Raw genomic sequence first — 14,115 nt, 5'->3', positions numbered from 1 at the left:
ATATCACTTATCTGGAGGAGATTCTATATGACTTTAAATATGAAAATTGAAAGCATGCAAAAATTCCATACGTTTGAAATTCCGACTGTCATCAAGCATGGCATTGGGGCAGTGAAACATGTTGGGGAAGAAGTGAAAGCATACGGCGTTTCAAAGGTATTGCTTGTCACAGATCCTGGTATTTATCAAGCGGGTGTTGTAGATCCAGTGATTGCTTCATTAAAAGAAGCGCAAATCGATGTCGTTCTATTTGATAAAGTAGAGCCAAATCCGCCAGTCCGTCTAGTGAACGAAGGATCTGCTTTATATGAAAAAGAAGGCTGTAATGGTTTAGTTGCAGTAGGCGGCGGAAGCTCAATGGATACAGCGAAGGCTATTGGTGTGGAAGCGACTCATGAAGGATCAGTTCTTGATTACGAAGCGGCTGAGGGGAAAAAACCGCTTGAAAATAGAATCCCTCCGTTAACCACAATTCCGACAACGGCTGGTACAGGTTCAGAGGTCACGCAGTGGGCAGTGATCACTGACGAAGAAAGGGAATTCAAATTCAACACAGGTGGACCGCTCATTGCAGCTCACCTAACAGTGATTGATCCTGAGCTTCATGTATCAATGCCGCCGCATGTGACGGCAATGACGGGTATCGATGCACTTGCGCACGCGATCGAATGCTATACGATGAAGTTTGCTCAGCCAATTACAGATGCGGTAGCGCTCATGGCCATTGAATATGCTGCTCATTATATTCGCCGTGCCTTTGCCGATGGAGAGGATTTGGAAGCAAGATATGGCATGGCACAAGCTGCGATGCTTGCCGGACTTTCCTATGGCAGTGAATCAGCTGGCGCAGCCCATGCGATGAGCCAAACGCTTGGGGGCATTATTCCAGTCGCACATGGTCAATGTGTAGCGGCAATGATGGGACCTGTCATGGAATATAACTGGAAAGGGTACCCAGAGAAATTCGCCCGGATTGCGCAAGCATTCGGTATTGATACAAGCAGAATGACAACAGAGGAAGCTGCAAAAGCAGCAGTGAATTGGATGTATGATTTAGTGGAAGACCTAGAAGTTCCTTCATTAGAAGAACAAGGTGTACCAAAAGATATGATCGACCGTTTATCTAAAGAAGCAATGAAAGATCCGCAAACAGTTGGAAACCCAAGAGACCTGAACGAAAAAGCATACAACTGGATTTACGCTCGCTGCTTTGATTTAACACCTAAAACAGTGTAACAATGAAAAAAGGCTCCCAAAAGGGAATCTTTCAGCGTGTAGACAAACCCTCGCATTCGGTGTCAGTCCTGCGCTTCGGTGCTCACGAATGTTAAATTCGCTCCGCGCCGATGCTCGTCCTTCCTAGAATGCAAAGGTTTTCTATCACGCTGAAAAGAAGACAAAGGGCTAAAATAAAGTTCATTTTAGCCCTTTGTCAACAATCTGAAAGGCTCCCAGAAGGGAGCCTTTTTTACATCTTATAGCTGTTCTTTAATTTCTTTAATTTGATGAATATGGCGCTTTTCATGTGCGCCGATAAAATCAAGGTATTGCTTTAATGAAAGTTCTTCAAACACAGGATGTGCAATCACGCGTTTGAAATCTTCATCTGTAAACGTTGATAAAATTTGATTTAATTTCTCACGAGCTGTATCAAGCTCATCTTTTAAATGTGTAGGTGTCACATGCTTGCGCTCTGGCTCAACAATACTAGGCGCAGTGGCTTTTTTTGAACGATCCTCTGCCATTTCCACCGGCTTTGGCTCATATTCTTTAATCGGTGCTTTTTTCCCCTCGGCAGCTAGATGTTTTGCTGAAATTAGGTCCATTTTCTTTAAATGATCTGCAACCTCTTGAATGCTCCAAGTATCATCAGATAATTTTTGATTCAATTGTTCTTCGTTCAAACCTTGCAGCTCTTGCCACAATTCTTGTCTTGCATCATGTAATAAACTCATTTCTCTCACCTCAAGATCAAATTTTATCATACTGGTACAAGACAATCATTCTTTAGCTATCCGAGAAATCCTTTAATGAATTGTGATGAAAAATGAAACCTTTACAAAAGTGGTTCGTATTACCTGTTAGAAGGAATACACTTGGATGTGAGCATGGTCTAAATGAATGAAAGGCTGCTCATTTCATAAAGAAAGGGTGAGGAAGATGGATGTGTTTGGGCTGCCTCTTCAGACGCTGTACTTATACATATTGATGGTATCAGGAATCCTGACGCTTGTTTTCGTCTTTTTTGGCGATGTATTTGATGGATTGTTTGAAGCGATTCCTGTCCCGTTCCTTCAACCAACATTGATCCTCGCATTTCTTACCTTTTTCTCGGCTGGAGGATTTATCTCTGAAAAAACAGCAATTGTAGGAAGTGGACTTGGCGCCGTATTATCTGCCATCCTCGCAGTGGTTCTCGTTACTTGTTTACATGTATTTGTCTTAGTCCCGCTTTCCTCTGCTGAAGAATCTCTTTCATATACGGAGGCCGACCTAAAAGGAAGAACTGGGGAGATCATTGTATCTGTACCAAAAGATGGGTTTGGAGAAGTGCTGTTAATTAGTAACAGCGGGAAAATCTCAAAGCCTGCCGTCAGTTTCGACGAAGAGGAGATTCCATATGGAACCCGAGTGCTGGTCGTCGAAGTGAACAAAGGCGTGTTATCTGTTATACCAAATGAAGAAATCTAGGAGGGAATGCTATGCCAGGAACAACCATATTAATTATTATTGGAATTGTGCTTGTGATTCTCATTGCACTTATTGGTGTATTTGTTTCGAAATACCGGACAGCTGGTCCAGATGAAGCATTAATCGTCACAGGAAGTTACCTCGGAAGTAAAAATGTCCATGTGGATGAAGGTGGAAACAAGATTAAGATTGTAAGAGGTGGAGGTACCTTTGTACTCCCTGTTTTTCAACAAGCAGAGCCGCTCAGCTTACTATCTAGCAAGCTAGATGTTTCAACGCCTGAAGTCTATACTGAACAAGGTGTACCAGTCATGGCGGATGGAACGGCGATCATTAAAATTGGCGGATCAATTGAAGAAATCGCCACTGCTGCAGAGCAGTTTTTAGGGAAAACAAAAGAAGATCGTGAAAATGAAGCAAGAGAAGTACTAGAAGGACACCTTCGCTCCATTTTAGGGTCAATGACAGTTGAAGAGATTTATAAAAACAGAGAGAAATTTTCTCAAGAAGTACAGCGTGTCGCTTCTCAAGATCTAGCGAAAATGGGTCTTGTCATTGTATCGTTTACAATCAAAGATGTCCGTGATAAAAATGGCTATTTAGAATCACTAGGTAAACCTAGAATTGCTCAAGTGAAACGCGATGCAGATATTGCGACAGCAGAAGCAGATAAAGAAACACGTATCAAACGTGCAGAAGCAGATAAAGATGCGAAGAAATCTGAGCTTGAGCGTGCCACTGAAATCGCTGAAGCAGAAAAAATCAATGAGCTGAAAAGAGCAGAATTCAGACGTGAACAAGATACAGCAAAAGCAAGCGCTGACCAAGCGTACGATCTTGAAACAGCTCGTAATCGTCAGCACGTAACTGAACAAGAAATGCAAGTCAAAATCATTGAACGTCAGAAGCAAATTGAATTAGAAGAAAAAGAGATCCAGCGTCGTGAGCGTCAATACGATTCTGAAGTGAAAAAGAAAGCAGATGCGGACCGTTATGCTGTTGAGCAGTCGGCTGCGGCGGAAAAAGCGAAGCGTCTTGCAGAAGCAGATGCGAAGAAATACAGCATTGAAGCAATGGCAAAAGCAGAAGCAGAGAAAGTTCGGATTGACGGGCTTGCCAAAGCAGAAGCCGATCGTGCAAAAGGGGAAACAGAAGCAGAAGTCATTAGGTTGAAAGGACTTGCGGAAGCAGAAGCGAAAGAGAAAATTGCAGAAGCATTCGAACAGTATGGTCAAGCGGCGATTCTTGATATGATTGTGAAAATGCTACCTGAATATGCGAAACAAGTATCTGCTCCACTTTCTAACATTGATAAAATTACAGTTGTTGATACAGGTGGTAACGGGGAAGGCAGCGGTGCCAACAAAGTGACCAGCTATGCGACAAACCTTATGTCCAGTCTTCAAGAAAGTCTGAAAGCTTCTTCTGGAATTGATGTTAAAGAAATTATTGAGAATTTCTCTGGCAAAGGCAATGTGAAACAAAGCATCCAAGAACTGACGAATGAAATCAAACAGCCAAGAAAAAAAGAAATCGCTGATCGTCAAATAGAAGAATAAAAATCAAAAGACACCTTCTGATAGAGGGTGTCTATTTTACTTGGGGCACATGCCGGTGTCTTTTGATAGATGAAGAGAGATTCACAAGAATGCCTGCAGATATCATCATGAACACCAATGAAGATCCGCCGTAGCTAATAAAGGGAAGAGGAATGCCTGTAATGGGGAGAAGCCCAAAGACAGCTCCGAGATTAAAGGCTGCTTGAATCATAATTTGAAAAGTAAGCCCGATCGTTAATAGTTTTCCAAATGGATCTTGTAAACCTTGAACGATTCGAACGGCGCGATACATGATGAGTAGGTAGGCACCCATCACGAACAACAGCCCCATGATTCCCAGCTCTTCACTAATGATGGCCATAATAAAATCGGTATGGGCTTCAGGAAGAAATCCTAGTTTTTGAATGCTTCCGCCTAAACCATTTCCGGTCATTCCTCCTGAATCCATGGCGAGATAAGAATGAATCAGCTGATAACCATCTCCATCTTCATACATGAAAGGATCACGAAAAGAAGTGATCCGTTTCAAACGATAAGGAGCGGTCACAGCAAAAAAAGTGATCCCTGCCGCAGCCGTCGAACCTAGTAGAATGAGGTGACGTGTTTTAAGTCCAGCACATAATAAGACGATACCGCAGCTCAATAAAATAGAAACTGCTGTACCTAAATCTGGCTGTTTTAAAATCAATAAAAAAGCTAGACTTAAAAGAAGAAGTGGAGGCAGTACTCCTTTTTTAAAGGATGTAATGTACGCTTGTTTCCTTGCATATACATAGGCGAAATAGATGATCATCACTAATTTCACAGCCTCAGACGGCTGGATGATCAGAGAGCCTAATTGAATCCATCGTTGTGAATTGTTTTTAACAACACCGATTCCTGGAAGCAGGACAAGGATAAGACATAACAGTGACAGCATCACAAGCCACCGAATCCATTTACGGTAAGCTTGATATGGAACCAGGGCCGCAGCGATGAAAAAAAAGAACCCAATCAAAAGCCATTGCCACTGTTTCATGAAGAAGTAGCTGCCCTGTCCATATTTTATTTCGCCTAAAGGATAACTCGCACTGTACACCATCAGTAATCCAAAGAAACAAAGACAAACAATCGTCCCAGCAAGAATGTGGTCGATTTTTTTTAGGTGAGAAAGAATCAATGACATCACCTTCAATCCCAGTTACGTCCAAACATGTAGGATGAGGACCTCAAATTGACACTAAACACAAGGCCAATGGCGATCATATTGGTTAAAAGCGCACTGCCCCCATAGCTGATAAAAGGAAGGGCAAGACCAGTCACAGGCATTAGCCCTACTGTCATCCCAACGTTTTGGAAGACTTGAAAGACGATCAGCCCAACCACCCCAGCACATATATACAGCCCATAAAGGGTATTCGCATGCATAGCCACATGAATCATTCGATAGACCATCATAAGATATAAACAGATCAATAGGGAGGCGCCGATAAAACCAAACTCCTCGCCAATGACTGCAAATATAAAATCTGTATGGGCTTCAGGGATATTTCCCCCTTGTACTTGATTTCCTTTTGTATACCCGCTTCCTGATAATTGTCCTGACCCAATGCCAAGCATTGCTTGTTTCAGTTGATACCCATATGTCGAATCAAATTCATCAGGAGAGAGCCATCCATAAATGCGATCAAGCTGGTGAGGTTTAATCACTTTTGTAAAGTGCTCAAAATGTTCATTGTGCAAGTAGGTCAAAAATGCAAGAAGCGCGAGAAAAGAAGCGATTAATGCAGCGATCATTTTACTTGAAATGCCTGACACAAGCATCAGTGTAAAAGCGATAGACAAGATCACAAGTGCCGTCCCCAAATCTGGCTGAATTAAAATCAGGAAAAAAGGAACAGCGGTCCAGCATATAATTTTCATTGTGGGAATCATGCTTTCTTTAAATGCAAAGCGCTGATGTTTGTATCGATTTAAAATAGCCGCTAACAGAAGAATGACAAAAATTTTCATAAATTCTGATGGTTGTACTTTCATGGGTCCCAAGCTGATCCACCTTTGAGAGCCATTTTGATTCGTGCCAAAAAAATGAACGAGAATGATGAGAAAGAGACCACCTGCAAATAATCGAAAAGATAACCGCTCAAGCAGTTCATAATCAAAGTAAGCAACTGCCGCCATAAGGCCAAAGCCGACGATATACCAGAAAACTTGCCTTTTGACGAAATAAAACATATCTTGCGTTTCATACTGTCCCGATCCGCTATACACAGCTAGTAGGCTGATCACAAAGAAGCAAATGACAGTGAATAATAATGCGAAGTCAATGCTGTTCTGTTTTTTCATGTCTCCGTCACCTGCTATGACCTATTTGTCAGCTGGTTTAATACGACCTGCACCGCTGCAGCGTCATCAATATAGCCGATCGGAAAAATATAATCTGGTATTAAATCAACGGGCATAATGAAGTAAAGTAATGCGCCTCCCATCAACATCAATTCTCGAGAAGTCCCCCGTCCGCTCATGAACGAGCAGTACATGCTTTTCAATTGATCAAGAAATGGCCCAACACCACTTATCGTATCTATCTTTTTTTCAAACTTTGCTGAGATTGTTTCTTTTCCCTCATCTGATTGACTATAGGTTTCATATTCATTTAACTTCTGTTTCAATTCATTCTCGCTGAACGTCCCGTCATAGACATTATGATCTTTCAGCGTTCGCTCAATCTCTTCTACTGCTTGAATAAACGTATTACCGTGAACTCTTTCGTTTTTAATTGAAAATCCAGCCGTGACCAATAGATGATCTAAAGAAATGTGTAGAGCATCTGAAAGCCGCTGTAAATGGTTCAAAGTCGGTTTTCTTTTTCCGTTCATGATTCTAGACAGTGTCGCTTTATCAATTTCTGTTTGTGTACTGAGTTCTCTTAATGAAAGAGAACGTATTTGCAGTTGTTCTTTTAAAAACTGCCGAAGCTCAGTTGTTTTAAATTCCATCTCTTCTTTCCCCTTTTCATAAAGTTCAACTCTTCAATAGAAGAAGTCGTACCCAATATATAGGGGTGTTGACAAAATGTCAACGAATATCCATTAGGGATTGAATTTTATAAAATAGAAACTTATCATATGAAACATAGAGTAAGAAATGGCTAAAAGGGGTGCGTGGATGAAGGTTAGACATGCAGTACATAATGATATTCCTAAAATTGCCGAAATTCATGTGAAGAGCTGGCAAACGACTTATCACGGCATTATTTCACAAGAGTATTTAGATGCTTTGAATGTAGGGGAGCGGGAAGAGAGCTGGAGAAGCAGGTCGCTTGAAGGCACGTTTGTCGCAGAGGATGCTGACGGAGTATTTGGTTTTGCTTCCTTCGGAAAACAGCGTGATGAGAGATATTCAAAATATGATGGTGAGCTTTATGCCATCTATTTGTTGCAGAGAAAACAGAAATCAGGAGCGGGTATGGCTTTGATTGCAAAAGGTGTGGATTATTTAATAGAGAAAGGCTATCAGAATATGCTGCTCTGGGTATTTGAGCAAAATTCAGCGAAGCAATTTTATCAAAAGCTTCAACCTAGTTTTGCCGTCACCAGCCAGTTCGAGCTGGCTGGTGAGAACCATGAGGAAATAGGGTATGGATGGGAGCTGTCTGTACTAAGTGCTCATGTTCAACAGATTATATCGTCAGCTTCCAGTAATAATGAGAGAAAAAAGTAAAAAGGGTGGCGAGTAAAATATAAGATATAAAAGGAGAAGCCTCTACTTTTCCTTTCACACCTGCTATTTTTAATGCCTCATAGAAACTGGCCAAAAAGTAGGCGAGACTGAGGATGTAACAGCACAGCATAATGGAGTAAGGATTCATTGTCGTACCTCCAGCATGAAATCTTCTACTATTAATAGATTCAATAGAGCAGCAAATTATGCATAAAAAATAACCCGCTGAAACAGCTGGGTTATTTTTGTCGAGGAAAAACCAAACGAGACGCACTAGGGATGAGTAAACAAAGAACAATACTACAAATGATAAATGAAGGAATCATATATGTGCTGTTATAAACTAATGAATACACCCAACCTGGTGTTCCTTTTGGTGCATAATGAGAAAAGAAGACTACACCTGAAATAAAGAACGTCAGCAGTCTGAAGAAACTGGCGACAAATACAGCTAGGATAATATAGAAGAATTGTTTCTTTCGCTTTTTATCCTGAATGGCTTTTTTAATTGATCCTGAGAATAGCCCGCTTAAACAAATCACAACAGATGCGACAAAGTAATCGAGAAATCCTTGTACAGGTGTAGCAATAATAGGATTGTTCATCAGCTGCAGTCCTGCGATTAACACACCGATGATAAATCCAGCAGACACGCCCCATCTAATGGACATGAGAATGACAGGAATCATGATCAGTGCAATTGACCCGCCGTTTGGCATTCTTAAAAAGAGACCTGATAAATAATCTAAAACAAGTGCAAGAGAAGTCATGATGGCGATCTCCATCAGTCGTACTAATTGATTTGATTGCTGCATAAAAAAATCCCCTTTTCACGAATTGTGCAAGGAGAGACCATGTCAGGATGAGTATGTGATTCATAGAAAAACATATCGGCTTGCATACATGCATGTATGCAAGTGATTCCACATTCCTACTTCAGTATTAACTGACAGGTTCAAAGGGTCAGAACAACGAATTGTTCACTCTCAGCACGAGGCTCCCCCTGCGGTTATTAAATTTCAATCTATTATAAATATACTAAAGACCTACAGGATCAACAATAGTGAATTATGGAGTTAAGCCCTTTTTGTACGAATATATAGGAAGAGATCAGGAAAAATAAATTATTTAGAAAAAATACTTGTTTCTTCTTTTAAAAGGTGTTATATTTGTATTCGCCGCTGAAACAGCGCGGTTGAGAAATAACATTCGAGAAAAAAGTTGTTGACTTCATCTTGATAGAATGTTATATTAATAAAGTCGCTTCTGAGCGATAACGAAGATGATCTTTGAAAACTAAACAAGACAAAACGTACCTGTTAATTCGAGTTTTTATAAAAAAATCCTATGATACATCATAGGTAGTCAGTCAAACTGACGAGGCAGGAAATGATCACATGCTAAGTTCACTACATCGTGTAGCAACGCATGTGTGATATGCATCCTGCATACCTCGGAGAGTTTGATCCTGGCTCAGGACGAACGCTGGCGGCGTGCCTAATACATGCAAGTCGAGCGGACAGAAGGGAGCTTGCTCCCGGATGTTAGCGGCGGACGGGTGAGTAACACGTGGGTAACCTGCCTGTAAGACTGGGATAACTCCGGGAAACCGGAGCTAATACCGGATAGTTCCTTGAACCGCATGGTTCAAGGATGAAAGACGGTTTCGGCTGTCACTTACAGATGGACCCGCGGCGCATTAGCTAGTTGGTGAGGTAACGGCTCACCAAGGCGACGATGCGTAGCCGACCTGAGAGGGTGATCGGCCACACTGGGACTGAGACACGGCCCAGACTCCTACGGGAGGCAGCAGTAGGGAATCTTCCGCAATGGACGAAAGTCTGACGGAGCAACGCCGCGTGAGTGATGAAGGTTTTCGGATCGTAAAGCTCTGTTGTTAGGGAAGAACAAGTGCAAGAGTAACTGCTTGCACCTTGACGGTACCTAACCAGAAAGCCACGGCTAACTACGTGCCAGCAGCCGCGGTAATACGTAGGTGGCAAGCGTTGTCCGGAATTATTGGGCGTAAAGGGCTCGCAGGCGGTTTCTTAAGTCTGATGTGAAAGCCCCCGGCTCAACCGGGGAGGGTCATTGGAAACTGGGAAACTTGAGTGCAGAAGAGGAGAGTGGAATTCCACGTGTAGCGGTGAAATGCGTAGAGATGTGGAGGAACACCAGTGGCGAAGGCGACTCTCTGGTCTGTAACTGACGCTGAGGAGCGAAAGCGTGGGGAGCGAACAGGATTAGATACCCTGGTAGTCCACGCCGTAAACGATGAGTGCTAAGTGTTAGGGGGTTTCCGCCCCTTAGTGCTGCAGCTAACGCATTAAGCACTCCGCCTGGGGAGTACGGTCGCAAGACTGAAACTCAAAGGAATTGACGGGGGCCCGCACAAGCGGTGGAGCATGTGGTTTAATTCGAAGCAACGCGAAGAACCTTACCAGGTCTTGACATCCTCTGACAACCCTAGAGATAGGGCTTTCCCTTCGGGGACAGAGTGACAGGTGGTGCATGGTTGTCGTCAGCTCGTGTCGTGAGATGTTGGGTTAAGTCCCGCAACGAGCGCAACCCTTGATCTTAGTTGCCAGCATTCAGTTGGGCACTCTAAGGTGACTGCCGGTGACAAACCGGAGGAAGGTGGGGATGACGTCAAATCATCATGCCCCTTATGACCTGGGCTACACACGTGCTACAATGGACAGAACAAAGGGCTGCGAGACCGCAAGGTTTAGCCAATCCCACAAATCTGTTCTCAGTTCGGATCGCAGTCTGCAACTCGACTGCGTGAAGCTGGAATCGCTAGTAATCGCGGATCAGCATGCCGCGGTGAATACGTTCCCGGGCCTTGTACACACCGCCCGTCACACCACGAGAGTTTGCAACACCCGAAGTCGGTGAGGTAACCTTTATGGAGCCAGCCGCCGAAGGTGGGGCAGATGATTGGGGTGAAGTCGTAACAAGGTAGCCGTATCGGAAGGTGCGGCTGGATCACCTCCTTTCTAAGGATATATGGAGCAGCGTACGTTTTTCGTCTTGTTTAGTTTTGAAGGATCATTCCTTCAAACATGTCTCTAGCGAGACAGGATTGTTCTTTGAAAACTAGATAACAATAAGTAATACATTCACATTGAATGCAATGCAAAGTTCATCACACATAGTGATTCTTTCTAAAGTAAGAAATGGTTAAGTTAGAAAGGGCGCACGGTGGATGCCTTGGCACTAGGAGCCGATGAAGGACGGGACGAACACCGATATGCTTCGGGGAGCTGTAAGCAAGCTTTGATCCGGAGATTTCCGAATGGGGAAACCCACTGCTCGTAATGGAGTAGTATCCATACTTGAATACATAGAGTATGAGAAGGCATACCCGGGGAACTGAAACATCTAAGTACCCGGAGGAAGAGAAAGCAAATGCGATTCCCTGAGTAGCGGCGAGCGAAACGGGAACAGCCCAAACCAAGAGGCTTGCCTCTTGGGGTTGTAGGACACTCTATACGGAGTTACAAAGGAACGATATAAGCGAAGAGGTCTGGAAAGGCCCGCCAAAGAAGGTAACAGCCCTGTAACTGAAATGTTGTTCTCTCCAGAGTGGATCCTGAGTACGGCGGAACACGTGAAATTCCGTCGGAATCCGGGAGGACCATCTCCCAAGGCTAAATACTCCCTAGTGACCGATAGTGAACCAGTACCGTGAGGGAAAGGTGAAAAGCACCCCGGAAGGGGAGTGAAATAGATCCTGAAACCGTGTGCCTACAAGTAGTCAGAGCCCGTTAACGGGTGATGGCGTGCCTTTTGTAGAATGAACCGGCGAGTTACGATCCCGTGCAAGGTTAAGCAGAAGATGCGGAGCCGCAGCGAAAGCGAGTCTGAATAGGGCGCATGAGTACGTGGTCGTAGACCCGAAACCAGGTGATCTACCCATGTCCAGGGTGAAGTTCAGGTAACACTGAATGGAGGCCCGAACCCACGCACGTTGAAAAGTGCGGGGATGAGGTGTGGGTAGGGGTGAAATGCCAATCGAACCTGGAGATAGCTGGTTCTCTCCGAAATAGCTTTAGGGCTAGCCTCAAGGTAAGAGTCTCGGAGGTAGAGCACTGATTGGACTAGGGGCCCCTACCGGGTTACCGAATTCAGTCAAACTCCGAATGCCGATGACTTATCCTTGGGAGTCAGACTGCGAGTGATAAGATCCGTAGTCGAAAGGGAAACAGCCCAGACCGCCAGCTAAGGTCCCAAAGTATACGTTAAGTGGAAAAGGATGTGGAGTTGCTTAGACAACCAGGATGTTGGCTTAGAAGCAGCCACCATTTAAAGAGTGCGTAATAGCTCACTGGTCGAGTGACTCTGCGCCGAAAATGTACCGGGGCTAAACGTATCACCGAAGCTGCGGACTGTTCTTACGAACAGTGGTAGGAGAGCGTTCTAAGTGCAGTGAAGTCAGACCGGAAGGACTGGTGGAGCGCTTAGAAGTGAGAATGCCGGTATGAGTAGCGAAAGACGGGTGAGAATCCCGTCCACCGAATGCCTAAGGTTTCCTGAGGAAGGCTCGTCCGCTCAGGGTTAGTCGGGACCTAAGCCGAGGCCGAAAGGCGTAGGCGATGGACAACAGGTTGATATTCCTGTACCACCTCCTCACCATTTGAGCAATGGGGGGACGCAGGAGGATAGGGTAAGCGCGGTATTGGATATCCGCGTCCAAGCAGTTAGGCTGGGAAATAGGCAAATCCGTTTCCCGTGAAGGCTGAGCTGTGATGGCGAGCGAAATTTAGTAGCGAAGTTCCTGATTCCACACTGCCAAGAAAAGCCTCTAGCGAGGTGAGAGGTGCCCGTACCGCAAACCGACACAGGTAGGCGAGGAGAGAATCCTAAGGTGATCGAGAGAACTCTCGTTAAGGAACTCGGCAAAATGACCCCGTAACTTCGGGAGAAGGGGTGCTTCTTAGGGTGTTAAAGCCCCGAGAAGCCGCAGTGAATAGGCCCAGGCGACTGTTTAGCAAAAACACAGGTCTCTGCGAAGCCGTAAGGCGAAGTATAGGGGCTGACGCCTGCCCGGTGCTGGAAGGTTAAGAGGAGCGCTTAGCGTAAGCGAAGGTGCGAATTGAAGCCCCAGTAAACGGCGGCCGTAACTATAACGGTCCTAAGGTAGCGAAATTCCTTGTCGGGTAAGTTCCGACCCGCACGAAAGGCGCAACGATCTGGGCACTGTCTCAACGAGAGACTCGGTGAAATTATAGTACCTGTGAAGATGCAGGTTACCCGCGACAGGACGGAAAGACCCCGTGGAGCTTTACTGCAGCCTGATATTGAATGTTGGTACAGCTTGTACAGGATAGGTAGGAGCCTTGGAAACCGGAGCGCTAGCTTCGGTGGAGGCATCGGTGGGATACTACCCTGGCTGTATTGACCTTCTAACCCGCTGCCCTTATCGGGCAGGGAGACAGTGTCAGGTGGGCAGTTTGACTGGGGCGGTCGCCTCCTAAAATGTAACGGAGGCGCCCAAAGGTTCCCTCAGAATGGTTGGAAATCATTCGCAGAGTGTAAAGGCACAAGGGAGCTTGACTGCGAGACCTACAAGTCGAGCAGGGACGAAAGTCGGGCTTAGTGATCCGGTGGTTCCGCATGGAAGGGCCATCGCTCAACGGATAAAAGCTACCCCGGGGATAACAGGCTTATCTCCCCCAAGAGTCCACATCGACGGGGAGGTTTGGCACCTCGATGTCGGCTCATCGCATCCTGGGGCTGTAGTCGGTCCCAAGGGTTGGGCTGTTCGCCCATTAAAGCGGTACGCGAGCTGGGTTCAGAACGTCGTGAGACAGTTCGGTCCCTATCCGTCGCGGGCGCAGGAAATTTGAGAGGAGCTGTCCTTAGTACGAGAGGACCGGGATGGACGCACCGCTGGTGTACCAGTTGTTCTGCCAAGGGCATCGCTGGGTAGCTATGTGCGGACGGGATAAGTGCTGAAAGCATCTAAGCATGAAGCCCCCCTCAAGATGAGATTTCCCATTCCGCAAGGAAGTAAGATCCCTGAAAGATGATCAGGTTGATAGGTCTGAGGTGGAAGCGTGGTGACACGTGGAGCTGACAGATACTAATAGATCGAGGACTTAACCTATATTCTAATGTGAAAAATGAACGTTGTTATCTAGTTTTGAGAGAACATTCT

At 45.0% G+C, this 14,115-nt stretch carries 9 protein-coding genes, 2 rRNA genes and 1 riboswitch; of the genes, 6 read left to right on the top strand and 5 right to left on the bottom strand.

The genetic code is table 11. The features are described 5' to 3' along the window. Positions 1-27 precede the first annotated feature (27 nt). On the top strand, positions 28-1,236 hold the full coding sequence (locus LCD32_RS13730; RefSeq protein WP_035701121.1) for an iron-containing alcohol dehydrogenase: 1,209 nt from the start codon (positions 28-30) through the stop codon (positions 1,234-1,236). 239 nt (positions 1,237-1,475) lie between these two features. Here LCD32_RS13730 and LCD32_RS13725 read toward each other — a convergent pair whose 3' ends face one another. Further along, positions 1,476-1,955, bottom strand: a complete 480-nt coding sequence (locus tag LCD32_RS13725) for a DinB family protein (protein WP_025207854.1) — start codon at positions 1,953-1,955, stop codon at positions 1,476-1,478. Between the two features lie 205 nt (positions 1,956-2,160). Here LCD32_RS13725 and LCD32_RS13720 point away from each other — a divergent pair, with 205 nt between their 5' ends. Both LCD32_RS13720 and LCD32_RS13715 read left to right on the top strand, forming a co-directional pair. Next, on the top strand, positions 2,161-2,691 hold the full coding sequence (locus LCD32_RS13720; RefSeq protein ID WP_017367919.1) for a hypothetical protein: 531 nt from the start codon (positions 2,161-2,163) through the stop codon (positions 2,689-2,691). A gap of 11 nt (positions 2,692-2,702) precedes the next feature. Beyond that, the gene (locus LCD32_RS13715; protein WP_007500611.1) at positions 2,703-4,250 is read left to right on the top strand and encodes a flotillin family protein; all 1,548 of its coding nucleotides are present in this window, start codon (positions 2,703-2,705) and stop codon (positions 4,248-4,250) included. Positions 4,251-4,281: 31 nt separating this feature from the next. Here the strand turns inward: LCD32_RS13715 and ftsW are convergent, their stop codons facing one another. Genes ftsW through LCD32_RS13700 form a run of 3 tightly spaced genes read right to left on the bottom strand, consistent with a single transcriptional unit; the run spans position 4,282 to position 7,228 of the window. Continuing rightward, entirely contained in the window at positions 4,282-5,415 is a 1,134-nt protein-coding gene (gene ftsW, locus LCD32_RS13710) for a putative lipid II flippase FtsW (RefSeq protein ID WP_411908498.1), read from the bottom strand. Positions 5,416-5,420: 5 nt separating this feature from the next. Next, on the bottom strand, positions 5,421-6,575 hold the full coding sequence (gene rodA / locus LCD32_RS13705) for a rod shape-determining protein RodA (RefSeq protein ID WP_060781333.1): 1,155 nt from the start codon (positions 6,573-6,575) through the stop codon (positions 5,421-5,423). A gap of 14 nt (positions 6,576-6,589) precedes the next feature. Then, entirely contained in the window at positions 6,590-7,228 is a 639-nt protein-coding gene (locus tag LCD32_RS13700; RefSeq protein WP_224564018.1) for a DUF1232 domain-containing protein, read from the bottom strand. Between the two features lie 169 nt (positions 7,229-7,397). Between LCD32_RS13700 and LCD32_RS13695 the strand changes: the two genes are divergently transcribed. Beyond that, positions 7,398-7,952 (top strand): GNAT family N-acetyltransferase, encoded by a 555-nt coding sequence (locus LCD32_RS13695; RefSeq protein ID WP_035701109.1) that lies wholly within the window; start codon positions 7,398-7,400, stop codon positions 7,950-7,952. 239 nt (positions 7,953-8,191) lie between these two features. On the opposite strand, the gene thiT is transcribed toward LCD32_RS13695, so the two are convergent. Continuing rightward, positions 8,192-8,767: an energy-coupled thiamine transporter ThiT gene (gene thiT, locus LCD32_RS13690; protein WP_007500615.1), complete on the bottom strand. Its 576-nt coding sequence runs from the start codon at positions 8,765-8,767 to the stop codon at positions 8,192-8,194. Between the two features lie 96 nt (positions 8,768-8,863). Beyond that, positions 8,864-8,966: riboswitch (TPP riboswitch) on the bottom strand. Between the two features lie 436 nt (positions 8,967-9,402). Between thiT and LCD32_RS13685 the strand changes: the two genes are divergently transcribed. Next, positions 9,403-10,951, top strand: a 16S ribosomal RNA gene (locus tag LCD32_RS13685). Positions 10,952-11,133: 182 nt separating this feature from the next. Next, positions 11,134-14,064 (top strand): 23S ribosomal RNA (locus LCD32_RS13680). Together the 16S and 23S rRNA genes form the textbook arrangement of a ribosomal RNA operon. Positions 14,065-14,115: the final 51 nt, after the last annotated feature.

Source organism: Bacillus sp. RSS_NA_20 (genome assembly GCF_020165915.1).
Classification (GTDB): domain Bacteria; phylum Bacillota; class Bacilli; order Bacillales; family Bacillaceae; genus Bacillus; species Bacillus altitudinis.
Note: the sequence above shows the minus strand (reverse complement) of the source record. Positions and strands in the feature narration are given on the sequence as shown.

Coding starts and splice junctions, on each gene's coding strand:
- LCD32_RS13695 (WP_035701109.1), top strand. CDS start 7,398: ATGAAGGTTAGACATGCAGTACATAATGATATTCCTAAAATTGCCGAA.
- LCD32_RS13720 (WP_017367919.1), top strand. CDS start 2,161: ATGGATGTGTTTGGGCTGCCTCTTCAGACGCTGTACTTATACATATTG.
- LCD32_RS13700 (WP_224564018.1), bottom strand. CDS start 7,228: ATGGAATTTAAAACAACTGAGCTTCGGCAGTTTTTAAAAGAACAACTG.
- ftsW (WP_411908498.1), bottom strand. CDS start 5,415: ATGTCATTGATTCTTTCTCACCTAAAAAAAATCGACCACATTCTTGCT.
- rodA (WP_060781333.1), bottom strand. CDS start 6,575: ATGAAAAAACAGAACAGCATTGACTTCGCATTATTATTCACTGTCATT.
- LCD32_RS13715 (WP_007500611.1), top strand. CDS start 2,703: ATGCCAGGAACAACCATATTAATTATTATTGGAATTGTGCTTGTGATT.
- LCD32_RS13730 (WP_035701121.1), top strand. CDS start 28: ATGACTTTAAATATGAAAATTGAAAGCATGCAAAAATTCCATACGTTT.
- LCD32_RS13725 (WP_025207854.1), bottom strand. CDS start 1,955: ATGAGTTTATTACATGATGCAAGACAAGAATTGTGGCAAGAGCTGCAA.
- thiT (WP_007500615.1), bottom strand. CDS start 8,767: ATGCAGCAATCAAATCAATTAGTACGACTGATGGAGATCGCCATCATG.